This window comes from Streptomyces cupreus, from assembly GCF_014257025.1.
Taxonomy (GTDB): Bacteria; Actinomycetota; Actinomycetes; order Streptomycetales; family Streptomycetaceae; genus Streptomyces; species Streptomyces cupreus.
Map to the genome: position 1 here is coordinate 291,783 of NZ_JACMSF010000002.1, position 26,196 is coordinate 317,978.

The 26,196-nt window shown below is 70.7% G+C and carries 19 protein-coding genes; 9 read left to right on the forward strand and 10 right to left on the reverse strand.

The window, feature by feature from the left end; genetic code table 11:
* The first annotated feature begins 59 nt into the window (after positions 1-59).
* From H4N64_RS03135 to H4N64_RS03145, 3 genes are read left to right on the forward strand one after another with little or no spacing between them, the layout of a single operon-like run.
* Positions 60-1,499, forward strand: coding sequence for a S8/S53 family peptidase (locus H4N64_RS03135; RefSeq protein ID WP_186280509.1), 1,440 nt, complete (start codon positions 60-62; stop codon positions 1,497-1,499).
* A 59-nt stretch (positions 1,500-1,558) separates the two neighbouring features.
* A complete protein-coding gene (locus H4N64_RS03140; protein WP_186280510.1) occupies positions 1,559-2,134 on the forward strand; it encodes a sigma-70 family RNA polymerase sigma factor in 576 nt (191 codons plus the stop codon).
* Between the two features lie 11 nt (positions 2,135-2,145).
* Positions 2,146-2,613, forward strand: coding sequence for a hypothetical protein (locus H4N64_RS03145; RefSeq protein WP_222108486.1), 468 nt, complete (start codon positions 2,146-2,148; stop codon positions 2,611-2,613).
* A 135-nt stretch (positions 2,614-2,748) separates the two neighbouring features.
* Here H4N64_RS03145 and H4N64_RS03150 read toward each other — a convergent pair whose 3' ends face one another.
* The 4 genes from H4N64_RS03150 to H4N64_RS03165 form a co-directional block, all read right to left on the reverse strand.
* Entirely contained in the window at positions 2,749-3,531 is a 783-nt protein-coding gene (locus H4N64_RS03150) for an N-formylglutamate amidohydrolase (protein WP_186280512.1), read from the reverse strand.
* A gap of 74 nt (positions 3,532-3,605) precedes the next feature.
* Positions 3,606-4,169 (reverse strand): DinB family protein, encoded by a 564-nt coding sequence (locus H4N64_RS03155; protein WP_336246621.1) that lies wholly within the window; start codon positions 4,167-4,169, stop codon positions 3,606-3,608.
* A 43-nt stretch (positions 4,170-4,212) separates the two neighbouring features.
* Positions 4,213-5,256: a hypothetical protein gene (locus H4N64_RS03160; RefSeq protein ID WP_186280513.1), complete on the reverse strand. Its 1,044-nt coding sequence runs from the start codon at positions 5,254-5,256 to the stop codon at positions 4,213-4,215.
* 276 nt (positions 5,257-5,532) lie between these two features.
* Positions 5,533-7,752 carry an NADP-dependent isocitrate dehydrogenase gene (locus H4N64_RS03165; protein WP_186280514.1) on the reverse strand — a complete coding sequence of 740 codons (2,220 nt, stop codon included), beginning with the start codon at positions 7,750-7,752 and terminating at the stop codon, positions 5,533-5,535.
* A 217-nt stretch (positions 7,753-7,969) separates the two neighbouring features.
* Here H4N64_RS03165 and H4N64_RS03170 point away from each other — a divergent pair, with 217 nt between their 5' ends.
* Complete coding sequence (locus H4N64_RS03170) at positions 7,970-9,508, forward strand: M1 family metallopeptidase (RefSeq protein WP_186280515.1); 1,539 nt, start codon at positions 7,970-7,972, stop codon at positions 9,506-9,508.
* A 4-nt stretch (positions 9,509-9,512) separates the two neighbouring features.
* Here H4N64_RS03170 and H4N64_RS03175 read toward each other — a convergent pair whose 3' ends face one another.
* From H4N64_RS03175 to H4N64_RS03195, 5 genes are all read right to left on the reverse strand, one after another.
* Complete coding sequence (locus H4N64_RS03175; RefSeq protein WP_222108440.1) at positions 9,513-10,592, reverse strand: mechanosensitive ion channel family protein; 1,080 nt, start codon at positions 10,590-10,592, stop codon at positions 9,513-9,515.
* A 453-nt stretch (positions 10,593-11,045) separates the two neighbouring features.
* Entirely contained in the window at positions 11,046-11,810 is a 765-nt protein-coding gene (locus H4N64_RS03180) for a crotonase/enoyl-CoA hydratase family protein (protein ID WP_186280517.1), read from the reverse strand.
* A gap of 251 nt (positions 11,811-12,061) precedes the next feature.
* On the reverse strand, positions 12,062-12,316 hold the full coding sequence (locus H4N64_RS03185; RefSeq protein ID WP_186280518.1) for an EF-hand domain-containing protein: 255 nt from the start codon (positions 12,314-12,316) through the stop codon (positions 12,062-12,064).
* Between the two features lie 189 nt (positions 12,317-12,505).
* Complete coding sequence (locus H4N64_RS03190; protein ID WP_186280519.1) at positions 12,506-12,697, reverse strand: hypothetical protein; 192 nt, start codon at positions 12,695-12,697, stop codon at positions 12,506-12,508.
* 110 nt (positions 12,698-12,807) lie between these two features.
* Positions 12,808-13,782 carry a flippase-like domain-containing protein gene (locus H4N64_RS03195; RefSeq protein ID WP_186280520.1) on the reverse strand — a complete coding sequence of 325 codons (975 nt, stop codon included), beginning with the start codon at positions 13,780-13,782 and terminating at the stop codon, positions 12,808-12,810.
* 144 nt (positions 13,783-13,926) lie between these two features.
* Between H4N64_RS03195 and H4N64_RS03200 the strand changes: the two genes are divergently transcribed.
* The gene (locus H4N64_RS03200; RefSeq protein ID WP_186280521.1) at positions 13,927-15,825 is read left to right on the forward strand and encodes an ABC transporter ATP-binding protein; all 1,899 of its coding nucleotides are present in this window, start codon (positions 13,927-13,929) and stop codon (positions 15,823-15,825) included.
* Positions 15,826-16,018: 193 nt separating this feature from the next.
* Positions 16,019-19,921: a glycoside hydrolase family 2 TIM barrel-domain containing protein gene (locus H4N64_RS03205; protein WP_186280522.1), complete on the forward strand. Its 3,903-nt coding sequence runs from the start codon at positions 16,019-16,021 to the stop codon at positions 19,919-19,921.
* Here the strand turns inward: H4N64_RS03205 and H4N64_RS03210 are convergent, their stop codons facing one another.
* Entirely contained in the window at positions 19,922-21,259 is a 1,338-nt protein-coding gene (locus H4N64_RS03210; RefSeq protein ID WP_186280523.1) for a diacylglycerol kinase family protein, read from the reverse strand.
* Between the two features lie 341 nt (positions 21,260-21,600).
* Here H4N64_RS03210 and H4N64_RS03215 point away from each other — a divergent pair, with 341 nt between their 5' ends.
* From H4N64_RS03215 to H4N64_RS03225, 3 genes are all read left to right on the forward strand, one after another.
* Complete coding sequence (locus H4N64_RS03215) at positions 21,601-23,934, forward strand: SpoIIE family protein phosphatase (protein WP_260859515.1); 2,334 nt, start codon at positions 21,601-21,603, stop codon at positions 23,932-23,934.
* Positions 23,935-23,936: 2 nt separating this feature from the next.
* On the forward strand, positions 23,937-24,899 hold the full coding sequence (locus H4N64_RS03220) for a LacI family DNA-binding transcriptional regulator (protein WP_186280525.1): 963 nt from the start codon (positions 23,937-23,939) through the stop codon (positions 24,897-24,899).
* 64 nt (positions 24,900-24,963) lie between these two features.
* Positions 24,964-26,196 carry an ABC transporter substrate-binding protein gene (locus tag H4N64_RS03225; protein ID WP_186280526.1) on the forward strand — a complete coding sequence of 411 codons (1,233 nt, stop codon included), beginning with the start codon at positions 24,964-24,966 and terminating at the stop codon, positions 26,194-26,196.

A 26,196-nucleotide genomic window follows, 5' to 3' on the forward strand; every position in this document is an offset into this window, starting at 1 on the left:
TCAATCGACGGCTCCGAGGCTCTGTCTGACGACTGTCGGCCTCAGGGGGAGGACACGCCATGGCACCTCAGCGATTCCACGAACAGTTCGACCAGATCCAACGCTCCATGCCCGACATCCCGTTGGCGATGGGGCCGGACGACTCCGCCGAGTTCTTCTACGAGAAGGGCGTCGTGCTGGCCCGGGACGGCGAGGAGGCCCGCGTCGTCGAGGACACCGTACGCGAGCACTTCACCGCGTTCACCGGTCTCACCGCCGACCATGTGCGCCGGGCGAGCCCGGAGACCAACCGCTCCGGCATCACCCGGATCCAGGTCGGCGACCCCGGCCACGGTGACCGGCGCGGCGACCGGGCCGTCGCCGGCGCGCTCAGGGCCCTGCGCACCGCGGAGGGCCGGGCCGGACGCCGCCTGGTCAGCCGTAACCATGTGGTGTCCATCGCCGTCAACGCCTGCCCGGGCGACGAGCCCGTACCGGCCCCGCTCACCCAGCCGCCCAACCCCTCGGCGGCCGAAGGTCTCTACGACGCGGACACCGCCGTCGGCGTCCTCGTCATCGACACCGGTCTGATGAAGGACTACCGCTCCTACCCCCTGCTCGCGCACACCGACGGCGACGCGCAGATCAAGGAGTGCGACGACAACGGGATCCTCCAGCAGTACGTCGGACACGGCACGTTCATCGCCGGACTCGTCGCCGCCGTGGCCCCCAACACCGAGATCACCGTCCGCAACACCCTCAACGACGCCGGGGCCATCCTGGAGTCCGAGTTCGGCGACAAGCTCTTCGAGGCCGTCGACCGCGGTGGCTGGCCGGAGATCCTCAGCCTGTCCGCCGGCACCTCCAACGGCCGCAGCGACGGACTGCTCGGCCTCGACGCCTTCATGCAGGAACTGCGCACCCAGCGCACCCTGCTGGTCGCCGCCGCCGGCAACAACGCCAGCGCCACACCCTTCTGGCCCGCGGCCTACGCCGACCTCCCCGACTACGCCGATTCCGTGCTGTCGATCGGCGCGCTGCGCGGGGACGGCGAGTACGGCGCCTGCTTCAGCAACCACGGCGCCTGGGTGAAGGCCTACGCCCCCGGCGAGCGCCTCACCAGCTCGCTGACCGGCTTCGACGTGCCCGTCCCCTACGTGTACCAGCACTCCACGTACGACGCCTGCCGCTACGGCTTCGCCTATGTGTGCACCTGCCAGTCGCCCAGGCACATCGGCCTGTTGAGCGAGGAGCCGGCCGCGACCACTTCCGGCAAGCCGGACCAGGTGATGTTCGAGGGGTTCGCGCACTGGAGCGGCACCTCATTCGCCACGCCCGTGGTCGCCGGCATGGTCGCCGCCCATATGACCGCGCACAAGGAGACCGACCCGCGCACCGCCCGGACGCAACTGCTCGCCGCGAACACCGAGTTCGCGGAGGTGCGCGGGGCGCATGTGCCGGCGCTGCGCCCGCCCACCTGGCGCCCGGTCCCCGTCGTGCCCCTCACTCCTCCCGCATGAGGGTCGGAACCGCCCCCTCCGCGGCGTACGATGACTTGCCGTACACGAGGGGTGGGGCCGTGGATCGTGCAGATGTCGGCGCGCTCGTCCAGTCCGCCGTCGACGGTGACGCGGCGGCCTGGAAGGCGCTCGTGGAAGGGCTGAGCCCGCTGGTGTGGTCGGTGGTGCGCGCGCACCGGCTCTCCGACGCCGACGCGCACGAGGTGTACCAGACCGTCTGGTTCCGCTTCGCCCAGCATCTGGGCCGTATCCGTGAACCGGACAAGGCCGGGTCGTGGCTCGCGAGCACCGCCCGGCACGAGAGCCTGAAGGTCCTGAAGAGCCTGAGGCGGCTGACACCGACGGACGACCCGCAACTGCTGGACCGGGTCAGCGAGGACCGTACGCCCGAGGAGTCGCTGCTGGACTCCGAGGAGGCGGCCGCCCAGAGCGAACGCGTCCGGCGGCTGTGGCAGGAGTTCGAGGAACTCGGCGATCGCTGCCGTCAGTTGCTGCGCGTGCTGATGTCCACACCGCCGCCCAGCTACCAGGAGGTGTCCGCCGCGCTGGGCATCGCCGTGGGCAGCATCGGGCCGCTGCGCCAGCGCTGTCTGCGCCGCCTGAGGGCCCGACTAGACGCACGGGGAGCGCTGTGAACGACGACGACATGAACGACGAGTTGGAGGAGTTCGACGAGGACGGCTTCGACGGCGCCCTGCTGGAGGAGGAACTCCGGCGGGCCGCCGCCATCCTGGACCCGGTGCCGGCGGAACTGAGCCGGATCGCCGTCGACGCCTACGTGCTGCACGACCTCGACGCCCGGATCGCCGAGCTGACCTTCGACTCGGTGGTGGACGCCATCCCCGTACGGGGAGCAACGGACGTCCCGCGGATGCTGACCTTCCGCGCAGGCGAGGTCACCGTCGACGTCGAGGTGACCGGTCAGGGCCTGATGGGGCAGGTGCTGCCGCCCCAGCCGGCCCGGATCGAGGTGCTCAGCGGCCCTCAGTCGGCGGCGCCCCTCACGGCGGACGCCATGGGCCGCTTCACCACCGACGCCCCGCCCACCGGCCCCTTCGCGCTGCGGCTGCGGACCGGCGGGGAGGTAGTCGTCACGGAGTGGCTGCGCGCCTGAGTCACCGAGCGACCATCAGCCGGAGACCAGGGCCTGTGTCACATCCCCGGCCGGGCGCACGTCGTCTGGCACGCACGCACGCTCGCACCCAACAGACGTCGCGCGCTGATCCGGCCGGGGATGTGACACAGGCTCTCACCCGGGCAGCGCGTCGACGAGCCGCGCGAGGGCGGAGGCGAGGCGGGTGAGCCCGGGCCCCGCGGGTCCACCGGGCTCGGTCATGTAGATGTCCCGACGTATCTCCACCATCAGGGCACTCACGCGCGGATCGGTCCCGTAGAACTCCAGCGGCACATACGTCCCGCTGAAGGGACTGTCGAGCCCGATGTCCCCGCAGTCCGCGAAGGCCTCGCGGGCCGCGGCGAGCAGCCCGGGGGGCGTGTGAAAGGAGTCGGTACCGAGGCAGACGGTCGGCCGGGGGCCGTCGCCGTGCAGCTCGTAAGGCAAGGGGGCGCTCGGATAGGAGTGCACATCGACGATCACGGCCCGCCCGGTGGCGGCGAGCCGTCCCGCGACGGCATCGCTCATGGCCTGCGCGTACGGCCGGAAGTACCGCGCGAGCAGCGGCTCGGGATCGCCGCCCTCATCCCGCAGCACCTCTTTGTGCGTGGTCCGCGTGTATACGGCGCCCATGCCGACGGCGAGCATCTCCTCCCGCTCGTCGGGGAACCGCTCGGGGTCGACGACGAGCCGGGACAGCCGGTTGGCGAACACCCAGGGTCTCAGGGCAGCCGCCTGCGCCGCCTCACCGGCGATCCGCGCGGTGTGCGAGTCGGTGATGTGATCGAGCTCCCGCTCCAGCGCCACATCGTCCAGCACGATGCCGTCCCGCACGTCGTCCGGTATCTCCCGCGAGGAGTGCGGGACATGCAGGATCACGGGGGAGTGTTCGGCACCGGGGGAGAGGGCGAAGTTCATGGGCGGGCTCCGGGGCGTTGTCGTCGACGTACTGGATGATCAAGGTGCCACATGGCACTGACAACGCCTGGTCGTTACTGCCCCACCCGGCCGTCGACGCACTCGCGCAGCAGATCCGCGTGGCCGCAGTGGCGGGCGTACTCCTCGATGCGGTGGACCCACAGTTCGCGGATGGAGTTGCTGTCCTTGCCGACCCGGGTGGCCAGGTCGGGATAGCCGGTCAGTACCGTGTCCGTCGCCGTCTGTTCGCGGGCGAGGTCGGCGAACGCACCGTCGACCAGGGCCTGTTCCGCGGCGACGTCGTCGAAGTCGGCGTCACGGGCGCCGTAGAGCTTTGGTTCCGGGTCGCCCGGCACGATCCAGTTGCGCCAGTCCCGCTCGACCTCGGCGAGATGGCGGACCAGACCGAGCAGGGACATGGTCGACGGCGGCACCGAGCGGCGCGCCAGCTGCTCCGGGTCCAGCCCCTGGCACTTCATCTCCAGGGTCAGCCGGAAGTCCCGCAGGACGGACTGGTACGTCGCCAACTCACCGTCCGGACCTGGACCGTCATTGTCGCGGGGATCCTCGTCGGGGTCCGCCCACATGTCGGGGTAGACGCTGGCCTGAGTCCACCGCTGGGGTGTGTCGTCGCTCACGGGGCTCACGATGGTGAGCGCGGGCGCGGCGCGCAAGCGATTATTACTGCACCACCCAGCGGTTGAGCGTCTCGGTCCCGTCGTCGTAGGTGAGCCAGGTGCCGTCGCCGAGGGGCGATACGTAACTGTCGACCGATCCCGAGGGGTAGGTGACCGTCCCGCGTATCGCCAGGGTGGCGGCATCGAGGAGCCAGTGGCGGGCCAGGTCCGGGTCCTCGTCGGACTCGACGGTAGAGGCGATGACGGTGTCGGCGTCGACAAAGCCGCAGCCGTAGTCCCAGCAGTCCGCTTCCTCGGGTTCCCGCTCGGCGAGCACGGTGCCGTCCAGGGCGTGCAGGCGCAGGTCCGTGCCGTAGTGCTCGACCGTCAGGAAGCCCGGATGCGCCGGGTGGACGTCCGTCAGGATGCGGTCCATGGTCCCCTGGTTGTCCCGGCTGGTCAGCTTTACGCCGTCCCAGCGCGCCCAGTGGATCAGGATGCCGTCCTGCCCCATGCCGATGCACAGGCCCATGTGCGCACCGTCCGGATGGGAGAGCTGGTGCGAGCCGGCGGCGGCGCTGTCCAGCGGCAGGCGGGCCAGCTCGCGTCCGTCCCGGGCGTCGAGGACGGCCCAGCACTCCTGCCAAGCGCCCTCTTCCGGCTCCAGCACGACATGCGCCCAGACCAGCCGGCCGTCGTCAGAGACCCGGCACGATCCGTGCTCAAGGCCACGGCACACTTCCTGCTCGTCCCCGCTGTGCGGGTGGCCGATCTCGGGCCCCCAGCAGCCGTGCCGGTACTCCCACAGCGTCTCCCCACCGACACCCACGGCCCGCACCGCACGCTGCCCCGAGAACACGGCGAACTCCCCATCGGGACCCACGGAATGAACGCCGCGGTCCCAACCGGGCCAGGGCAGCGGAAAGACGGCGGCCGGTGCCGACTCCCCGTCGAAGACCTCGTACAGGTCATAGAGCTCCAGCTCGTGCCCGTGGTGCAGCAGAGCGCGCGGCGCCCTGCCACCGCGGTGCTCCAGGGCGAAGCCATTGACCAGTGCTCTTCCACCCGGCAGCCTCACCGAGTCGCGCAGGTGTGCGGTGATCGACATGGCCCCGAAGGTAGCGGACGGCACTGACAACGCGGCCGTGCACGGAACTCGATGTGCAGGTCCGCGCTGGTGTCGCTGAAGGTCAGATAGGACCTGCCGCCAAACAGCATGTCAGGGGCGAACTCGGTTGCCGTTGCCTCGGTTCGGCGCGGGCGGTGCTCGGCAGCGCGACGTCGGCGCAGCCGGCCCTCCTTCCCAGGGCTGAACGAGATCGTCCGGTGAGCCGAAGGGCCGGCACCGCGAGGGTGCCGGCCCTTCAGTCAGTCAGCGCACGCTTCAGCTCAGGGACGCCAGCGCCTCGTTCCAGGTCGCCGACGGGCGCATGACCGCGGCGGCCTTGGCCGGGTCGGGCTGGTAGTAGCCGCCGATGTCGGCCGGCTTGCCCTGGACGGCGAGCAGCTCGTCGACGATCTTCTGCTCGTTCGACGCGAGCGTCTCGGCGAGCGGGGCGAAGGCCTTCGCCAGGTCCGCGTTCTCGGTCTGGGCGGCCAGCTCCTGCGCCCAGTACAGGGACAGATAGAAGTGGCTGCCGCGGTTGTCGATGCCGCCGACGCGACGGGTCGGGGACTTGTCCTCGTTGAGGAAGGTCGCCGTGGCGCGGTCGAGGGTGTCGGCGAGGACCTTGGCCTTCGGGTTGCCGGTGGCCGTCGCGTACTGCTCCAGGGACGGCACCAGCGCGAAGAACTCACCGAGGGAGTCCCAGCGCAGGTAGTCCTCCTTGAGCAGCTGCTGGACGTGCTTCGGCGCGGAGCCGCCGGCGCCCGTCTCGAACAGACCGCCGCCCGCCATCAGCGGGACGACCGACAGCATCTTGGCGCTGGTGCCCAGCTCCAGGATGGGGAAGAGGTCGGTCAGGTAGTCACGCAGGACGTTGCCCGTGACCGAGATCGTGTTCTCGCCGCGGCGGATGCGCTCGATGGAGAGCTTGGTGGCCTCGACCGGGCTGAGGATCTTGATGTCCAGGCCCTCGGTGTCGTGCTCCGGCAGGTACTGCTTGACCTTCTCGATGATCACGGCGTCGTGACCGCGGTTCTCGTCCAGCCAGAACACCGCCGGGTCGCCGGTGGCGCGGGCGCGGGTCACAGCCAGCTTGACCCAGTCGCGGATCGGGGCGTCCTTGGTCTGGCAGGCGCGGAAGATGTCACCGGCGGCGACGGCCTGCTCCAGGACGACGTTGCCGGCCTCGTCGACCAGGCGGACGGTGCCGTCGGCCGGGATCTCGAAGGTCTTGTCGTGGGAGCCGTACTCCTCGGCCTTCTGCGCCATCAGACCGACGTTCGGCACCGAGCCCATGGTGGACGGGTCGAAGGCGCCGTTCGCGCGGCAGTCCTCGATCACGGCCTGGTAGACGCCGGAGTAGGAGTGGTCCGGCAGCACCGCGAGGGTGTCGGCCTCCTGGCCGTCCGGGCCCCACATGTGGCCGGAGGTGCGGATCATGGCCGGCATGGAGGCGTCGACGATGACGTCCGAGGGGACGTGCAGGTTGGTGATGCCCTTGTCGGAGTCGACCATCGCCAGGGCCGGACCCTCGGCGAGCTCGGCGTCGAAGGACGCCTTGATCGCGTCGCCCTCGGGCAGCGCCTCCAGGCCCTTGAGGATGCCGCCGAGACCGTCGTTCGGGGACAGGCCGGCGGCGGCCAGCGCCGCGCCGTACTGCTCGAAGGTCTTCGGGAAGAAGGCGCGCACCACGTGACCGAAGATGATCGGGTCGGAGACCTTCATCATCGTGGCCTTCAGGTGCACGGAGAACAGCACGCCGTCCGCCTTGGCACGGGCGACCTGCGCGGCGAGGAACTCGTTGAGCGCGGCGGCCCGCATCACGGCGGCGTCGACGACCTCGCCGGCGATGACCTTCAGCGGCGCGCGCAGGGCGGTGGTGGAGCCGTCGGCGCCGACCAGCTCGAAGCGGAGGGTGGTGTCCTCGGGGATCACCACGGACTTCTCGGTGCTGGCGAAGTCGTTCCCGCCCATCGTCGCCACGTTCGTCTTGGACTCGGCGGTCCAGGCGCCCATGCGGTGCGGGTGGGTCTTGGCGTAGTTCTTGACCGAGGCGGGGGCGCGGCGGTCGGAGTTGCCCTCACGCAGGACCGGGTTGACCGCGGAGCCCTTGATCTTGTCGTAGCGGGCCTGGACGTCCCGCTCCTCGTCGGTCTTCGGGTCGTCCGGGTAGTTCGGCAGCGCATAGCCCTGGCCCTGCAGCTCGGCGATGGCCGCCTTCAGCTGGGGGATCGACGCCGAGATGTTCGGCAGCTTGATGATGTTGGCCGCGGGCGTCTTCGCGAGCTCACCGAGCTCGGCGAGGGCGTCCGGGATGCGCTGGTCCTCGGCTAGGTACTCCGGGAACACCGCGATGATGCGGCCGGCCAGCGAGATGTCCCGCGTCTGGACGGCGACACCCGCCTGCGAGGCGTACGCCTGGACCACCGGCAGGAAGGAATACGTCGCCAGGGCCGGGGCCTCGTCAGTGTGCGTATAGATGATGGTCGAGTCAGTCACCGGGTGCTCCGCTCCACGTCTGCAACATTGCTCGACATCAAGATATCTCGTGATCCCCCCTCACTCGACAGGGGTCCGCACTCGGGCGGGACGAGCCGGACACGAGTTTCGGCCGGAAGTGCAACCTCCGCCCGCGCTTCGGCGGTCCTGCAGGTGGATCACTCATCCGAGGCGATGGCCGGACCTGACCACCCGGCCGCCCGAGCGAAAGCAGACCATGAGATATCGCACGAGAGTGACAGCCCCGGCCGCCCTGATAGGCACAGCCGCGGCCCTGACCGTGGCACCCTCGGCCCACGCCACCGGGGGCAGGAGCGGCACCCCCGGCCCCGAGACCCTCGGTGACCCCGTCTACCCCGCCCTCGGCAACGACGGCTACCGCGTCTCGGCGTACCACCTCGATCTCGCCTACGACGCGACGACCCGGCTCGTCGACGCCACCGCGACCCTGCGCATCCGCACCACCCAGTCCCTGACGCGGTTCTCCCTGGACGCCCTCGGCCTGGACATCCGCGCCGTCCGCGTCGGTGGGCGCGTGGCGACCTTCGAGCAGGCGGGGGAGAAGCTGCGGATCACACCGGCCGCCACCCTGCCGGCGAAGGCCAGGGTCACGGTCTGTGTGGAGTACGGCGCCGACCCGCGCCGCAGCCTCCCGCACACCGGCTGGGTCCCCACCCCGGACGGCTTCGCGGTGGCCTGCCAGCCGGACTCCGCGCACACCGTCTTCCCCTGCAACGACCACCCGCTCGACAAGGCCGACTTCACCTTCCGCCTCACCGTCCCCACGGGCCTGCGCGGCGTCGCGAGCGGGCAGCTCGTACGCACCGAGACCCTCGACGGCGACCGGACCGCGTACACCTACCGCTCCCGCTCGCCGATCGCCACGGAGATCGTGCAGATCACCGTCGGCGACTATGTGATCAAGGACCGGCAGGGCCCGCACGGGCTGCCGCTGAGGGACGTCGTACCGACCGCGCGGGCCGCCGCACTGGAACCGGCGCTGGCGCTCACCCCGGCCCTGGTCGAGTGGGTCGAGCGGCGCCTCGGGGCCTACCCCTTCGAGACGTACGGCCTGCTTCCCTGCAACTCCGACCTCGCGGAACCCTTCGGCTTCACCGGCCTGGAGACCCAGACGCTCACCATTTACCGGCCGAAGTACCTCCTCCAGGAGGAGTCGAAGATCGGCTCGCACATGATGCACGAGCTGGTCCATTCCTACTTCGGCAACAGCGTCAGCCCCGCCACCTGGTCCGACCTCTGGCTGAACGAGGGCCACGCCGACTTCTACGGGCTGCTGTACCGCTACGAGCGCGGCTGGCCCGACTCGCTCGGCATGACCACCATGGAAGCGCGGATGAAGGACACCTACGCCAAGGGTGACCAGTGGCGTGCCACCTCCGGACCGGTGGCCGCGCCGAACGCCGTCAACCTCTTCGACTCCCAGCGCTACCTGGGCGGCGTCCTCGTCCTGTACGCCCTGCGGCAGGCGGTCGGCGAGGACGCCTTCCACGCGATCGAGCGCGCCTTCCTCGCGCGGTACCGCGACGCGTCGGCCTCGACCGAGGACTACATCGCCGTCGCCTGCGAGGTGTCCGGGCAGGATCTGTCGGGCTTCCTGCGGGAGTGGCTCTACAGCACGAAGACGCCGCGGATGCCGGGCCACCCGGACTGGACGGTCAACCCCGTGACGGCGCCGTCGGCCAGTCCGAACAGGCGGCGCAACGGCCACCACCACGACAACTCGGCCACGCTCTGACGTGTCAGTCGAGCCGGGCGGACGGGGCTTCGCCCGGCTCGTTCTCCGGGCCGCGCTGCTGCGGGATCGCCACAGAGCCCTGCTGGAGCGCCACCGTCCTGGCGGGCGCCGGGATACGGATGCCCTCCTGGCGGTAGCGCTTGTGCAGGCGCTTGATGAACTCGTGCTTGATCCGGTACTGGTCGCTGAACTCACCGACGCCCAGGATGACGGTGAAGCCGATCCGGGAGTCGCCGAAGGTGTGGAAACGGATGATCGGCTCGTGGTCCGGGAGGGCGCCCTCGACCTCGGTCATCACCTCAGCGATGACCTCGTTGGTCACCCGCTCGACCTGCTCCAGATCACTGTCGTAGGCGACGCCGACCTGGAGCAGGATCGTCAACTCCTGCTCGGGGCGCATGAAGTTGGTCATGTTCGTCTTGGCGAGCTCCCCGTTGGGGATCACGACCAGGTTGTTGGACAGGTTGCGCACAGTCGTCTGGCGCCAGTTGATGTCCTCGACGTAGCCCTCCTCACCACTGCTCAGCCGGATGTAGTCGCCGGGCTGGACGGTCTTGGAGGCGAGGATGTGGATGCCCGCGAAGAGGTTGGCGAGCGTGTCCTGAAGGGCGAGCGCGACCGCCAGACCGCCGACGCCCAGGGCGGTGAGCAGGGGCGCTATGGAGATGCCCAGGGTCTGGAGCACCACCAGGAAGCCGATGGCCAGGACCAGGATCCGGGTGATGTTGACGAAGATCGTGGCTGAACCGGCCACACCGGGGCGGGACTGGGTGACCGTCCGCATCACACCGGCGATGCCGCGGGCCGCCGCCAGCGTCACGACGAAGATGAGCAGCACGGTCAGGATCTGATTGACGTTGTGCTGAACCGTCTTCGTCAGCGGCAGCGCCGCCCCCGCGGAGGCCGCGCCGCCGAGGAACGCCGCCCACGGCACCACGGTCCGCAGCACGTCCACGATCAGATCGTCACCGCTCCAGCGGGTCCGATCGGCATGCTTGCCCAGCCAGCGCAGCAACATCCGGAGCAGAAATGCCGCCAGCAGCCCCGCGGCCACGGCGATCCCGGCAATGACCAGGTCATCCATGGTGAGATCCCGCTTCACCGGTCACCTCCGGTACAAGAAGCGACGGCGAAATACTCCGCCGACGGCCGGATGTGAAGTTTCGTCACGTTGTCACCTGCTCGATGTCCGCGATGTGCCGGGGCGCCGGCCAACCTTCCCCCAAGTCCGACGCGATGGCCCATCCTGCCGTATCGGGCACAGGTGTTCGTACCAGGGCGGGCGACCGGATCGTGCCACCCCGGCGACGCTTTCGACCGGCTTCGGGCATTCTCCGGTGAACTCCGCCCGCCGGTCCCTCGCTTGACGCCGCGCGCGGCCCCGGCGGCAGGCCGGCGTGCGGTGATCTACGGGAGGCATACGCCACCACGACGGCCGTCCGACCGTGGGCACCGTGCTGCACCCGGTGGAGCGGGGGTCAGGTGTGCGAGTCACCCCGGGCCGCCTCGGTCGCCCAGAGACTGACGGCCCTGCAGCTCACAGATCCTCGAAAGCCCCGTGTCGCCCCGCCCCCGCGGCGAACCGTGCCGCTCCCTCCAGGCTCTGCGCCAACACCCCCATGCCGTGCCGGAGTTCCGAGCGCAGCGCGCCCGGCTCGTCCAGCCCCTCCTGGTCGAACACGGACGCACGGTCTGCGCGCAGGCACTCCTGCGGGAACCGGGCGATGGTGGCGGCCAGTTCCTCGGCCGCGGCGCGGGCGGTGCCGGTCGGTACGAGGCGGTTGGCGAGGCCCATCTCGTAGGCCTCGGTGGCCGGCACCGCCCGTCCCGTGAGGATCAGGTCCATGGCGCGGCTCGTGCCGATCAGCCGGGGCAGCCGTACCGTGCCGCCGTCGATGAGCGGCACGCCCCAGCGGCGGCAGAAGACCCCGAAGACGGCGTCCTGTTCGGCGACCCGCAGATCGCACCAGAGCGCCAGCTCAAGGCCACCGGCCACGGCGTGCCCGGCGACCGCGGCGATGACCGGCTTGGAGAGCCGCAGCCGGGTCGGGCCCATCGGGCCGTCGCCGTCCTCGGCGACCCGATTCCCACGGTCGCCGCCGAGCGCCTTGAGATCGGCACCCGCACAGAACGTGCCGCCCTCACCCCACAGCACCGCTACGCGCGCCTCGTCGTCCGCCTCGAACTCCCGGAAGGCGGCCGCGAGTTCGACGGCCGTCGGACCGTCCACCGCGTTACGGACCTCGGGGCGGGAGAGGACGACGGTGGTGACATGACGCCGGCGCTCGATCCGGACCGGCATGAGAGAGCCCCTTCCCGTGAGTCGGATCGGCACAGTACTCGGGGTCCGGCCCGACCCATCGGCGGGGCCGATGATCAGTCGGAACCGATACGGCGGTACGTCGCGGGGCGTCGCACCCCGGCGGAGCGCGCCTGGCAGCGTTCCGCCGACGCCGGCCACCCCGGAGCCATGTCCGACCTCGGCCTTCTGGTGCACGAGCAGGCGGATGTTGTGGGGACCCGCGCCTGGTCCGCGGTTTCGCCGATCCGGCGTCAGCTCCAGCCGAACCGGCGGTCCACCACCGCGGTGAACTCCTCCAGAGTCAGTACGGCATCCCCGTTCTGGTCTGCGGCGTCGAACAGTGCCGACGACGCTTCGATGTCCTGCACCCCCCAAACCGGCAGAACGCCCGCTGCGGCCAGCGACGGTCCCTTCTTCTGCAGGGCGACGATCACCTCGTCCCGGGTGAGGGTCCCGTTCTGGTCGAGGTCGAGCGCCTCGAACAGTCGCCGGGCCTTGTCACTCATGCGTCGTCCTCGTCTCTTGGTATGGCAGGTGGGCAGCCCCACCTCGCTCGCTCGGGAAGACGCCTTCCGTGCCGACCAAGTTCCCGCCCCCTGCCGGCCCATTCATCAGCAGCTCAGGGACGTCAATCGGGCCCGCGAAAGGGTGCCCGCTGCGCAGTCAATACACGAAGTTTCGGGAATTCCCAGCACTCACCGCCGCGACAGCTTGGAGGCCAGCTCGTCGACGATCAGTGCGGCGGAGGCGCAGGCGTCCGCGTCGACGCCCCAGCTGCTGAGCCGGTCCTCCGTGAAGTGCCGGGAGGCGGGAACCGAGACCTCGACCGAGGGGAGAGTCAGCCGGGCCTCGTGAACGGGCGCCTGCGGGGCATGCTGGGCCAACATCTTTTCGCTCAGGTTTTTCGAGATCCCCCCGGCACACGCACACGAAAGGCGCCCCCGGTAGGGCGGGGGCGCCTCGTCCTCTCCGGTTCTCCGGCAACATCAATGCGCCGTCAGATGACCTTCCACCGCACCAGCGCCCCCAGCGTCAACGCCCCCGGCAGTATCGGCAGCCACACCGTGATGATCCGGTACGCCAGCACCACCGCCGTTGCCACGGCCGCCGGACCCCCCGCCGCCACCAGCGCCACGATCAGCGCCGCCTCGACCGAACCGAGGCCGCCCGGCGTGGGGATCAGCGCGACCGCGACCGTCGCGGCGAGGTAGGCGACCGCCATGTGCAGCGGAGGCACATCAAGGCCCAGCGCCTCGCCCACCGCGACCAGTCCCGCCGCCTGGAGAGCCGGGAACGCGAACGCGCCGCCCCACAGGGCCAGCGCCCGGGACGCGCGGGTGTGCACCGAGCGGGCCTCGCCGAGCGCGGTGCGCAGGAAGGAGACGACCGTGGTGCGCACGCGGCGGATCAACCCCAGGACGCCCGCCGTCAGCAGCACCGCCACGGCCAGCGCGACGATCAGCGGGCCCACCGCCCCCTCCGGCAGCAGGCTGCTCAGCCGTAGCGCGTCGGGGAAGGCCAGCAGCAGTGCCGCCAGCAGGGCGACCCGGCCTATGGACTCGGCCAGCAGATAGAGCGCGATGGCCGCCGAGGAGCGGGCGAGCGGCAGCCCGCACACGGTCATGAACCGCAGGTTGACCGCGCTCGCGCCAAGGCCGGTCGGCAGCAGATGATTGGCGGCGCCCGCCGCGAACTGGGTGGCGAGCAGCCGTGCCGAAGGCAGCCGTTCGACCACCGCGCCCTGCCGGCAGCACGCCGCCGCCACCCACGTCAGACAGGTGGCGCCGGCCGCCGCGACCAGCCAGGGCCACTCGGCGGTGCCCAGATGCGCGAAGCCCTCGGCGAGCACGGCACGGTGCTGCACCGCCACCACCGCGACCAGCACGAGTGGAAGCAGACACAGGATCTGCCGGACGGGGACGCGTCGGGGGAGTCGTCCCTTGGGCGGGTCGGGGAGTTGTACCGCAGTCACACTCGGAGAGGTTTTCCGCGCCGCGCCAACTGCGGGTTGCGGAATCGGGGCTTCCGGCTTACGTCCGGTCATCGGGACCTTCGTACAGGTGGTCTCGGGAAGCGCGTTGACCTCAAGGAAGCTTGAGGTTCTAGGTTCTCTCCCATGAGCATGGAGACCACAGCGTGGACACAGCTGCACACCGTCATGAACGCCGAGCAGGAGCGCCGCCCGTTCGCGCGCGAGACGCTGCGCCGCATCGGCGCCTTCGCCCGCCCGCACCGGGCGCGCATCGCGCGGTTCGTGGTGCTCGGGGTGGTCACCGCGCTGCTCGCCGTGGCGACGCCCGTGCTGGCCGGCCTGGTCGTCGACACGATCGTGTCGGGCGACGACGAGGGCAAGGTCGTACGCCTCGCCCTGCTGATCGCCCTCATCGCGGTCCTGGAGGCGGCGCTCGGGATCGTCGCCCGGCGGCTTTCGGCGACGCTCGGGGAAGGACTCATCCTCGATCTGCGGACGGCCGTGTTCGATCATGTGCAGCGCATGCCGGTCGCGTTCTTCACACGCACTCGTACGGGAGCGCTCGTCTCCCGTCTCAACAACGACGTGATCGGCGCCCAGCGCGCCTTCAGCAACACCCTCTCCGGAGTGGTGAGCAACCTGGTCACGCTGCTGCTCACCCTCGTCGTCATGCTGACCCTGTCCTGGCAGATCACCCTGCTCGCGCTGGTGCTGCTCCCGGTGTTCGTGATCCCGGCCCGCCGCATGGGCCGCCGAATGGCCCGGATGCAGCGCGAGGCGGCCACCCTGAACGCGGCGATGGGCACCCGGATGACCGAGCGCTTCTCCGCCCCCGGCGCCACCCTCGTCAAGCTCTTCGGCCGCCCCGAGCAGGAGTCCGAGGAGTTCGCCGCCCGCGCCCGCCGCGTCGCCGACATCGGGATCCGCACCGCCACCGCCCAGTCGGCGTTCATCACCGCCCTGACCCTGGTCTCCGCCCTCGCACTCGCCCTGGTCTACGGCCTCGGCGGCTTCTTCGCCCTGCGCGGCAGCCTCGAACCCGGCGCCGTCGTCTCGCTCGCTCTGCTCCTGACCCGTCTGTACGCCCCGCTGACCGCCCTCGCCGGAGCGCGCGTCGAGGTGATGAGCGCCCTCGTCAGCTTCGAGCGCGTCTTCGAGGTGCTCGACCTCGAACCCCTCATCCAGGACAGGCCCGACGCCAAGGAGATCCCCGAGGGCCCGGTCTCCGTGGAGTTCGCCGACGTCCGCTTCGGCTATCCGTCCGCCGACAAGGTCTCCCTCGCCTCCCTTGAGGAGGTCGCCTCGCTGGACACCCGCGGCGGCGCCGAGGTCCTGCGCGGCCTTACCTTCCGCGCCGAACCGGGACAGACGGTCGCGCTCGTCGGCTCCTCCGGCGCCGGCAAGTCGACGATCGCGAGCCTGCTGCCGCGGCTGTACGACGTCGACGGCGGTGCCGTACGCCTCGGCGGCGTCGATGTCCGTGAGGTGAGCGCCCGTTCCCTGCGCGAGACCCTCGGCATGGTCACCCAGGACGGCCATCTGTTCCACGACACGGTCCGCGCCAACCTGCTGCTGGCCCGCCCCACCGCGACCGACGACGAACTGTGGGACGCCCTGCGCCGCGCCCGCCTCGACGACCTCGTCCGCGCCCTGCCCGACGGCCTGGACACGGTGGTCGGGGAGCGCGGCTACCGCCTGTCCGGTGGCGAGCGCCAGCGGATGACCATCGCCCGGCTGCTGCTGGCCCGCCAGCGCGTCGTCATCCTCGACGAGGCCACCGCCCACCTCGACAACACCTCCGAGGCCGCCGTCCAGGAAGCCCTCGCCGAGGCCCTGGAGGGCAGGACCGCGGTCGTCATCGCGCACCGCCTTTCGACGGTGCGGGCGGCCGATCAGATCCTGGTGGTCGAGGACGGCCGGATCGTGGAGCGCGGCACCCACGACGAACTCCTGCTGGCCGAGGGCCGCTACGCCGAGCTCCACCGGACGCAGTTCGAGGAGCGGACGACGGCGGACCCGCGGGCGGAGGCCCCGGCGGCCTAGGGGCTCAGGGACGAGATCCAGCCGTGCGGCCCAACTCGCCCATCAGAAACACACAAAGAACGACAGCAGCATTGCTTCACTTGTGTTCACATCCTAGGGTTCTGGTCGGTTTCCCGACAGCACCGCACAGGATCTGACGCTCCCTCACAGCAAGTGCAGAGCCGCACTGTCGTCCCGAGGAAGGCCACGGTCAATGTCGCTCTCCCCCGTGTCTCCCGGCCACTCGAACCGCCCCCAGGGTGTGGCCGTCAGCCGTCGCCGTCTCCTGGAAGGGGGAGCCGCCGTCCTCGGCGCGCTCGCCCTGCCCGGACTGCCGTCCGCCCGCGCGTACGCGGCCGAGGAGGCGGACGCCACCCCGGAGTGGAACAACAACATCGCCGTCTTCCGACTGGGCACCGAGCCGCCGCACACCACGCTCATGCCGTACGCGGACGTCAAGCAGGCCCTGGCCGCCGACCGCACTCGCTCGCCGTACCGGCTGAGCCTCGACGGCACCTGGAAGTTCGCCTACGTCGACCGCCCCGACGACCGGGACGCGGACTTCTATCGCACCGATGTCGACGACAAGGGCTGGGACACCATTCCCGTCCCCTCCGTGTGGCAGATGCACGGCTACGACTTCCCGATCTACGTCAACATCACCTACCCGTACTGGGGCCCCAACGGCCTGGGCGAAGAACCTCGGCCGCCCGCCGCGCCGACCCGCTACAACCCCGTCGGCCAGTACAGAAGAACCTTCACCGTCCCCGGCTCCTGGTCCGGACGGCGCACGTTCCTGCACTTCGAGGGCGTGAAGTCCGCCCACTACGTGTGGATCAACGGCGAACTCGTGGGCTACCACGAGGACTCCTTCACCCCCGCCGAGTACGACATCACCGAGCACCTGAAGCCCGGCACCAACCAGATCGCGGTCGAGGTGTACCGCTACTCCGACGGCGACTGGCTGGAGGACCAGGACATGATCAGGCTGAGCGGCATCTTCCGCTCGGTCTACCTCTACTCCACGCCGGCCGTGCATCTGCGTGACTTCAAGCTGGACACCCCGCTGAGCGCCGACCACAAGGCGGCCGAGCTCTCGGTGACGGTGAGCGTGCGCGCCTACGAGGGCGGCGCCTCGGGCTCGTACACCGTCGAGACCCAGCTCTACGACGCCGACGGCCACGCCGTCTGGTCCCGGCCGCTGAACCAGACCGTCGACGTCGGACCGGCCGGTGAGGACACCACCGTGGACGCGGCGAAGTCCGTGCCCGCGCCGAAGCTCTGGTCGGCCGAGCACCCGTACCTCTACACCGCCGTGCTGCGGCTGCGCGACCCGGCCGGCAAGGTGGTGGAGACGCTGTCCCACCGGGTCGGGCTGCGCGAGTTCGCGCTGAAGGACGGCCTGATGCGCATCAACGGCAAGCCGGTGTCCTTCCGCGGCACCAACCGCCATGAGATGCACCCCGACCGCGGCACCGCGCTCACCCGCGCCGACATGATCCAGGACATCGAGATCATCAAGCGGCTGAACATGAACACGGTCCGGACCTCGCACTACCCCAACAACCCGCTGTGGCTGGAACTCTCCGACGAGTACGGTCTCTACCTCGTCGACGAGGCCAACGTGGAGACACACGGCATCCGGGGCCAGTACCCCGGCAACCACGCCGACTGGACCGAGGCCTGCGTGGCCCGCGCCCAGAACATGGTCCACCGCGACAAGAACCACGCCTCGGTCGTCATCTGGTCCCTCGGCAACGAGGCGGGCACCGGCAGCACGTTCACCGCCATGCACGACTGGATCAAGTCCTACGACCCCACCCGCGTCATCCAGTACGAGGGCGACGACCGGCCCGGCATCAGCGACATCCGCTCCGAGATGTACGACAGCCCGGCCCGGGTCGAGGCCCGCGCGAAGGACACGGCCGACACCCGGCCGTACGTCATGATCGAGTACTCGCACGCGATGGGGAACTCCAACGGCAACTTCAAGAAGTACTGGGACCTCGTCCGCAGCTACGACGTCCTCCAGGGCGGCTGGATCTGGGACTTCGTCGACCAGTCCCTGAGCTGGCCGACGCCGACACGCAAGCTGCTCACCGAGACCGGCCCCACCGGGTTGCGCGGCGAGATCCTCGCCCCCTCCGGCACCTTCGACCGCGCCAAGGGCGTCCACGGCGGCACCGTCTTCGCCCGCGACCCCGCCCTGGACCTCACCGGCTCCCTCACCCTGGAGGCCTGGGTCACCCCGCACGTCACCGGCTACCACCAGCCGATCATCGCCAAGGGCGACACCCAGTACGCCCTGAAGCAGACCAACAGGAACCTGGAGTTCTTCATCTACGGCGGCGGCCAGTGGATCACCGCGACCTGGGCGCTGCCGTCGGACGGCTGGACCGGCACCGAGCACCACGTCGCGGGCGTCTTCGACGCCGACGCCGGCACCCTGACCCTCTACGTCGACGGCGAGGCCAAGGCCACCCGCACCACCACCCGTAGGCCGGGCAGCAACACCGCCCCCCTCGCCCTCGCCACCGATGTCGACAACTGGACCCGTGAGTTCAGCGGCACGATCCGGCGCGCCCGCGTCTACGCCCGAGCCCTCAGCGCCGCCGAACTCGCCTCCGACAGCCGCCGCCCTGACGACGACGGCGTGCGCTTCTGGTTCGACGCCGCCACCGTCGGCTTCACCGAGAAACGGCCCAGGGAGAAGAGGTTCTTCGCCTACGGCGGCGACTGGGGTGACAACCCCAACGACGGGAACTTCGTCGCGGACGGCGTCGTCACCGCCGACCGCGGGCACACCTGCAAGGCGGCGGAGATCAAGCGCGTCTACCAGGCGATCAACGCCGCCACCGCAGCGGGCCCCGCGGGCACGGTCACCCTCACCAATGAGTTCCTGTTCACCAACCTCCGTGAGTTCGACGGAAGTTGGTCCCTCGTTGCCGACGGCAAGGTGGTGCAGCGGGGGAAGCTGAGCCGGACGCAGCTCGATGTGCCGCCGCTGTCGAGCAAGGACGTCACGGTGCCGCTGAGGCCGCCGGCCGATCCGGCACCGGGCGCCGAGTACTTCCTCGAACTCTCCTTCACCACCAAGGAGTCCACGAAGTGGGCCGAGGCGGGTTTCGAGGTGGCGCGGCAGCAGCTCCCCGTCGACGCCGGGAGCCCGAAGGTGACACCGGTACCGCTCGACGACGTGCCGGCGCTTCGCCACGTCGACGGCGAGAACTCCGTCACCGTCACCGGCGAGGGCTTCTCCGTCACCGTCGACAAGAAGAGCGGTGTCATCACGTCGTACGAGGCCGCGGGCGTCCGGCTGATCGACTCCGGACCGGCTCCCAACTTCTGGCGCGCACCGACCGACAACGACAAGGGCAACGGCCAGCACACCCGCAACCAGACCTGGCGCGACGCCGGTGCGCACCGCGAGGTGACCGACGTCGGCGTGCGGAGCCTGCGCGACCGGGCCGTGGAGATCAAGGTCAGCGGCACCCTGCCGACGGCCACCGAGTCGACGTACACCACCACCTACACCGTCTTCGGCAACGGCGAGATCAAGGTCGACAACACCCTCCACCCGGGCGCGAGTTCACTGCCGTACATCCCGGAGGTCGGCACCCTCCTCTTCCTCCCCGGCCGCCTGGACAGGCTGCACTACTACGGCCGCGGCCCCGAGGAGAACCACTGGGACCGCAACAACGGCACCGATGTCGGCCTGTGGTCCGGCACCGTCGCCGAGCAGTGGACCTCGTACATCCGCCCGCAGGAGAACGGCAACAAGACCGACGTCCGCTGGGCCGCCCTCACCGACCGCGACGGCGTCGGGCTGCTGGTCAGCGGGGAGCCGCTGCTGGAGATCAACGCCTCGCACCTCACCCCGGAGGACCTGTCGACCGGAGCGCGCCACGACTACCAGCTCACCCCGCGCGAGGAGGTCGTCCTGCGGGTGAACCACCGCCAGATGGGCGTGGGCGGCGACAACAGCTGGGGCGCGCACACGCACGACGAGTACAAGCTGTTCGCGAACCGCGACTACGCCTACACCTACCGGCTGCGCCCGTTGACCGACGTGGCCGAGGCGACCCGGGCCTCGCGGCGGCCCACGTCGACGGAGTGATCAGGGCCGGCGGCGGGGTGCGGCCGTACGTCCGACCGTCGCGGCCAGCTTGCGCAGCCGCCGCCAGTCCAGGCGGGGTTCGCGTCGGGCGAGCCCCGGCCGCTTGCGGGGCACGCGGACGCTGAGCGCGCCGGGCGCGATGCGGCAGCGCACCGGCGAGGGCAGCACCAGCGCCTCGCCGTCGAGGCCCACCTCGACCTCCGGCCGGTCGGACTCGACGACGACCTCGGCGGCGGTGTGGACGGTCAGCGCGGCCGGGGCCGGATCGAGCAGCAGCGCGGCGGCCTCGGCGGCTCTCTCCACCCGTATCCCGAGGACGCCGAGCACGCCTGTGTCGAGCCGGTCGCGCCGCCCGACCCCGAAGGGATCGCCGGTCCGGTAGGGGTTGTTGCTCACCAGCACGGCCTGCGGGGCATCGAGGGTGACCGCTCCCGCGCGGGCGGTCAGCCGCGGCCCCTGCCGGCCGGCGAGCAGATCGGGCAGCAGCTCAAGACTGGTGCCGAGCTTGTCGTCGCGGTACGAGGGGCTCTGCACGATCGCCGCGTACGCGCCGAAGGAGGCGTTGTTCACGAACGGCAGGTCACCGGCGAAACCGAGGTCCACCCGGAGTTCGACGCCGTCGGTCAGCGCGTCGAGACAGGCGGCGGGGTCGTCGCGGTCCAGGCCCAGGTCCAGCGCGAAGTGGTTGCGGGTACCGGCGCTGATCACCAGGAACGGGATCCCGTGCCCGGCGGCGACGGCCGCGACCAGCGCCTGGGTGCCGTCGCCGCCCGCGGCCCCGAGCAGATCGGCACCGTCGGCGACGGCGGCCTCGGCGAGCGCGGTCACGTCCTGCGGGCGCTCGGGATCGAGTACGACGACCCGGGCGCCGAGCCGCTCGGCCCGCTCCACCAGGCCGTACCGGACGACCTTCCCGCCACCGGAGCGCGGGTTCATGATCAGGAACGGCCGCTTCGGCGGGGGACAGCGGCGCTCCTTCACCCGGTAGGACCCGGTACCGCGCAGCGCGTACCGGCCGCACCAGACGGCGAGGCCCCACAGCGCCAACGACAGCGGAAGTGCCCAGAAGACGGTGGCGGCGAACAGGGCGACGACACACGCGGGGACGGCCAGGGCCACCAGCGCCGCCACCCACCGCAACGGCCCCCGCAGACTCACCGTCCACCACACCGCGACGGCGGTGACGACCAGCCCCACGGCGCCGCCGACGAGCATGAGCACGCCGTCGAGGCCGCCGTAACCGAGCGGGACGAGCAGCGCGAGCCCGGCCGCCGCCAGCGCCACCCGCGCCGCCCACCGCTGTGCGCGATAGCTCCGCCCGCTCACGTCGTCGATCACGCGGTCATCGTAGGGGTGGGCGCCCCGGCGTGCGGCAGGGGTCATTGACGGGGCGCGAAGCCTGGTCTCACGCGGAGCATCGGCGGTTCCGGCTGCGGGTCACTTGCCCCGTGTGAGCCGCCGTCCGCACCGGCGGGCCGCACATCCGCACCCCCTGTATGTGTACGCACATCCGACTTGTCCGATTCTCTCCTGGCGCGCACGCTGGAACGGTGAGTCGCCTCACCGGCGCGAATTGACCCAGAATGAGCACGACAATGACCACTGTTGATCAGAAAAGCGATCACTATGGGTGGTCAACCGATGCCGCGACAGCCACCATCAGCCTGGAAGGCGTCGTCATGGGGTGGAGTGAGGGCGCTCGGCGGATGCTGGGCCACTCGCCTCCGGACATCGTGGGACGTGCCGTGACCGACCTCCTCGCGGGGCCGGAACCACCCGCCGGATTCCTCCCGCTCGGCTCCCGGGAGTGGAGCGGCACGGCGGTGCTCCGGCACCGGGACGGCCATCCCGTCGAGTTCACCCTGCTCGTCGATCCCCTGTTGGGCGGCGACGGCGCGGCCCAGGGGTTCGTCGTGACCGCCATGACCGGCCGACCTGCCGAGTCGGAGCCGGACCGGCGGCTGCGGGAGTGGGCCTTCGCCCAGTCCTCGATCGCACTGTCGGCCTATCCGGCCTCGACGAGTCCGGGCGCGGGCGCAGCGGACTCGGCCTCGCCGGGCTCACGGCAGCCGCACGCGGTCGCGGAAGGCGACGAGCAGGCCCCGACGGCCACGGACGAAGGCTTCCTGCGCTGCGTCCGCCGGGTCGCCGAGGATGCCCGGCCGATGCGGTACGAACACTTCGCCCCGGCCCCGCCGACCGCCTCCGCCCGCCAGCGCACCTGGATCGTCGAGCTGTGGCCCGTCCGGGACCCGGATACCGGCGAGGTGGTCGGGGTCGGCACCGCGGCGTTCGACAGCAGCGAGCACCACTCGGCCCGTCAACGGCTGGCGTTGCTGAACGAGGCGGGCACCCGCGTCGGGACGACGCTGAACGTGACGCGCACCGCCCAGGAGCTCGCCGATCTGGCCGTCCCCCGGCTCGCCGACTTCGTGAGCGTGGATCTTCTCGACTCGGTGATGTGCGGCGAGGAGCCGACCCCCGGGCCGGTCGACGCCGACGTGGTGCTGCGCCGGGTCGCGCAGCAGTTCTCCGCCGAGGGCGCGGCCGAGACGGCCGTCGATCTCGGCGAGACCGATGCCTACCCCTCGTTCTCGCCGCCCGCCCGCTCGCTGGTCAGCGGGCAGCCGGTGCTCAGCGGAGCGGACGATCCGGACTTCGTCCGCTGGATCAGCCAGGACGCGGCCCGGTCCGCCCTGGCGCGGAAGTACGGGTATCACTCGATCATTGCCACCCCGTTGCGGGCCCGGGGCACCACCCTCGGAGTGGCGGTCTTCCTCCGTACCGACGGCTCCGAGCCCTTCCAACAGGACGACCTGATCGTCGCCGAGGAACTCGCCGGCCGGGCCGCCGTCGGCGTGGACAACGCCCGCCGCTACACCCGCGAGCGAACCAACGCGCTCACCCTCCAGCGCAGTCTGCTGCCCCGCGACCTGCCCAAGCAGGCGGCCGTCGAGGCGGTGTACCGGTACCTGCCGGCCGGTACGGGCGCCGGAGTGGGCGGCGACTGGTTCGACGTCGTGCCCCTGTCGGGCACCCGGGTGGCCCTGGTCGTCGGCGACGTGGTCGGGCACGGCATCCACGCCTCGGCCACCATGGGGCGGCTGCGCACCGCCGTACGCACCCTCGCCGACGTGGACCTGCCGCCGGACGAGCTCCTCACCCACCTCGACGACCTGGTCATTCACCTGACCTCGGACGACGACACCGTGGACAGCCGCTTCCGGGACGACACCGGTGAGATCGGCGCGACCTGCCTGTACGCCGTCTACGATCCGGTCTCCCGCGTCTGCACCATGGCCAGCGCGGGACACATCCCGCCCGCCGTGCTGCTGCCCGACGGCACGGTCAGCGTGGTCCGTCTCACTCCCGGTCCGCTGCTGGGCGTCGGCGGTCTGCCCTTCGAGGCCACCGAGCTGGAGCTGCCCGAGGGCAGTCTGCTCGCCTTCTGCACCGACGGCCTGATCGAGGCCCGCGACCGCGACATCACCCTGGGCCTGGAGCGGCTCTGCGAGGCCCTGGCCTCTCCCGTTCCCTCACTGGAGGTGACCTGCGACGCCATCCTCAAGGCCCTGCTGTCCGACAGCCCCGCCGACGACGTGGCCCTCCTGCTCGCCCGCACCCGGGCGCTGCACGCCGACCAGGTCGCCGCCTGGGCACTGCCGTCCGACCCGGCGATCGTGGCCGACGCCCGGGCCCAGGCCTCGCGGCAGCTGGCGCTCTGGGGGCTGGAGGACGCGGCGTTCGTCACCGAGCTGGTGGTGAGCGAGCTGGTCACCAACGCCATCCGCTACGGAGCCGTACCGATCGGACTGAGGCTGATCCGGGACCGGACCCTGATCTGCGAGGTGTCCGACGCCAGCAGCACGGCGCCCCATCTGCGCCGGGCCCGCACGTACGACGAGGGCGGGCGGGGCCTGCACATGGTCGCCCAGCTCACCCAGGGCTGGGGGACCCGCCAGACAGCCACCGGGAAGACCATCTGGGCCGAACAACCCCTCCCCGTCAGCTGACCATGACCGAGCACAGGGACGAGCCGACGACAGCGTCCCCCGCTGGCAGGACGCACACACTCGGGCTGCTCTATCCGCCGGCCGGACGCAACCAGGTCTACACCACCATGCAGCTCGCCTTCATCGGCGGAGTGGCCGAGTCCGCCACGAGACACGGCTACGACCTGCTGCTCTCTCCTGCCGCCACGGACGACGACCCCTCGTTCCGGCGCATGGTCGGCGAGGAGCCGGCGTACGGAGGTCCTCGCGTGGACGGCGTGATCGTCATGGAGATCCGCCGGGAGGACGACCGCGTCGAGCACCTGGCCGCCACCGGCTTCCCCTTCGTCGCCATCGGCCGCAACCACCGGGCCGACGCGGTCGGCTGGGTCGATCTGGACTTCGCCGGCCTGGCGAGCGGCTGCGTGCGGCATCTCGCAGACCTCGGCCACCGCGGGATCGTCTTCGTGAACCGTTCTGAGCAGCTGTTCGACAGCGGCTACGGCTTCGCCCGGCTCGGCGACGAGGGCTACACCGAGGCGATGACCCAGCTCGGGCTCGTGCCGCGCGCCTACCTCTGCGGCGACGACCTCGCCTCCGGTGAGGAGGTCGTCGAGCGGATCCTGCTGGACGACCCGATGACCACCTCCATGGTCACCCAGAACGAGGCGGCCCTGGAGGGCGTCTACCGCGGTCTGACCCGGCACGGCCGCAGCGTGCCGCGCGACTTCTCGGTCGTCGGCGTGGCGGCCAGCCCCTGGGCCGAGCAGGTGAGTCCGCAGCTCACCGCCGCCGAGATACCCACCAAGGAGATGACCCGGGCCGCCGTCGAGCTGATGGTGGAACGCCTGCGCAAGCCAGGGGCGCCTCCCCGGCACGTCCTGCTCAGACCCCTGATCACGCTGCGCGCCAGCACCGGTCCCTGCCGTTCGGTGCCCGGATCGGAACCCGAGCCCGAGTTCCCGGAATTCGACATCGATTTCTGATACGCCGTACTTCGGATACGTCGCTTTCTCGCTCTTTATCCGATACGTCCTCCTGGAGGGGAACATGTCGCACAAGGTCGACCGCCGCGGCTTCCTGCGCACCGCGGGCGCGGGAGCGGCTGCCCTCGGCCTCGGCGGGTCCCTGGCTTCCTGCGGGTCCGACGAGACGGACACGGTCACCCTCACCTGGTGGGACTACTTCACGCTGGACAACTTCCAGCCCGGAATGAACCGCCTCATCAAGGACATCGAGGCGGGCGTCCCGAACGTGAGGATCGAGCGGCGGACCTTCCCCTTCGCGGAGCTCGACCGGCAGATCACCCTGGGCGCGATCTCCGGCGACCTGCCGGACATCGCCATCGTCGACAACGTCGCCATGAACACTCTGGGCGGCGGCGGCCTGCTGGCCGACCTCACCGACCGGGTGGAGCAGTGGGGCCAGGCCGATCAGTACTACAAGGGCCCGTGGGAGGGCTGCCAGGTCGCCGGGAAGACCCTGGGCATCCCCAACAACAGCAACTGTCTCGCCCTCTACTGCAACATCCGCATGCTCGACCAAGCCGGCGTGGAACCCCCCACCACCTGGGACGAGTTGGCGTCCGCGGCCCAGAGGCTGACCAGTGGGGACCGGTTCGGCCTGGCGCTCAGCGCGATCAAGACCGAGGAGGGCGTGTTCCAGTTCCTGCCGTTCCTGTGGCAGGCGGGCGGCGACCTGGACACCTTCGCCACGGACGGCGCGACGGCCCTGTCGTTCATCGAGGACCTGGTCCGCAAGGGCTCCCTGTCCGAGCAGTGCGTGGGCTGGACCCAGCAGGACGTCAACACGCGGTTCCTCAACCAGCGCGCCGCCCTGCAGATCAACGGCCCATGGCAGATCCCCACCCTCAAGAAGGCGGACTTCGACTGGGTCGTCGTCCCCCTGCCCCGCGACAAGGAAGCCGCCACCTGTCTCGGCGGGGAGAACTGGGTCGTGATGGCCCAGAGCGAGCACCTCGACAAGGCGTGGGAAGTCCTGGAGTACACCCAGCGACCGTCTGTTCTCGTGCCCTACCTGACGTCGTTCGGCGAGCTCCCCGCGCGCAAGGACCTCGCCGACGAGGGCACCTGGGCGTCCGACCCGGCCCTGCGGCTGTTCCTCAGCCAGCTACCGCTCGCCCGCCCGCGTCAGTACGGAGAGCACTACGCCGACGCCTCGCAGGCCATCGCGGAGGCGGAGCAGGCCGTCCTCACCGGTTCCGCGTCGCCCTCGGCCGCGGCGAGGACCGCGGCAACGAAGATCAACAAGGCGCTGGGTTGA

Coding starts and splice junctions, on each gene's coding strand:
- H4N64_RS03180 (WP_186280517.1), bottom strand. CDS start 11,810: ATGCCGGTCCGGATCGAGCGCCGGCGTCATGTCACCACCGTCGTCCTC.
- H4N64_RS03205 (WP_186280522.1), top strand. CDS start 16,019: ATGTCGCTCTCCCCCGTGTCTCCCGGCCACTCGAACCGCCCCCAGGGT.
- H4N64_RS03220 (WP_186280525.1), top strand. CDS start 23,937: ATGACCGAGCACAGGGACGAGCCGACGACAGCGTCCCCCGCTGGCAGG.
- H4N64_RS03225 (WP_186280526.1), top strand. CDS start 24,964: ATGTCGCACAAGGTCGACCGCCGCGGCTTCCTGCGCACCGCGGGCGCG.
- H4N64_RS03150 (WP_186280512.1), bottom strand. CDS start 3,531: ATGAACTTCGCCCTCTCCCCCGGTGCCGAACACTCCCCCGTGATCCTG.
- H4N64_RS03135 (WP_186280509.1), top strand. CDS start 60: ATGGCACCTCAGCGATTCCACGAACAGTTCGACCAGATCCAACGCTCC.
- H4N64_RS03170 (WP_186280515.1), top strand. CDS start 7,970: ATGAGATATCGCACGAGAGTGACAGCCCCGGCCGCCCTGATAGGCACA.
- H4N64_RS03175 (WP_222108440.1), bottom strand. CDS start 10,592: ATGGATGACCTGGTCATTGCCGGGATCGCCGTGGCCGCGGGGCTGCTG.
- H4N64_RS03160 (WP_186280513.1), bottom strand. CDS start 5,256: ATGTCGATCACCGCACACCTGCGCGACTCGGTGAGGCTGCCGGGTGGA.
- H4N64_RS03215 (WP_260859515.1), top strand. CDS start 21,601: ATGGGGTGGAGTGAGGGCGCTCGGCGGATGCTGGGCCACTCGCCTCCG.
- H4N64_RS03145 (WP_222108486.1), top strand. CDS start 2,146: ATGAACGACGAGTTGGAGGAGTTCGACGAGGACGGCTTCGACGGCGCC.
- H4N64_RS03200 (WP_186280521.1), top strand. CDS start 13,927: ATGAGCATGGAGACCACAGCGTGGACACAGCTGCACACCGTCATGAAC.
- H4N64_RS03185 (WP_186280518.1), bottom strand. CDS start 12,316: ATGAGTGACAAGGCCCGGCGACTGTTCGAGGCGCTCGACCTCGACCAG.
- H4N64_RS03190 (WP_186280519.1), bottom strand. CDS start 12,697: ATGTTGGCCCAGCATGCCCCGCAGGCGCCCGTTCACGAGGCCCGGCTG.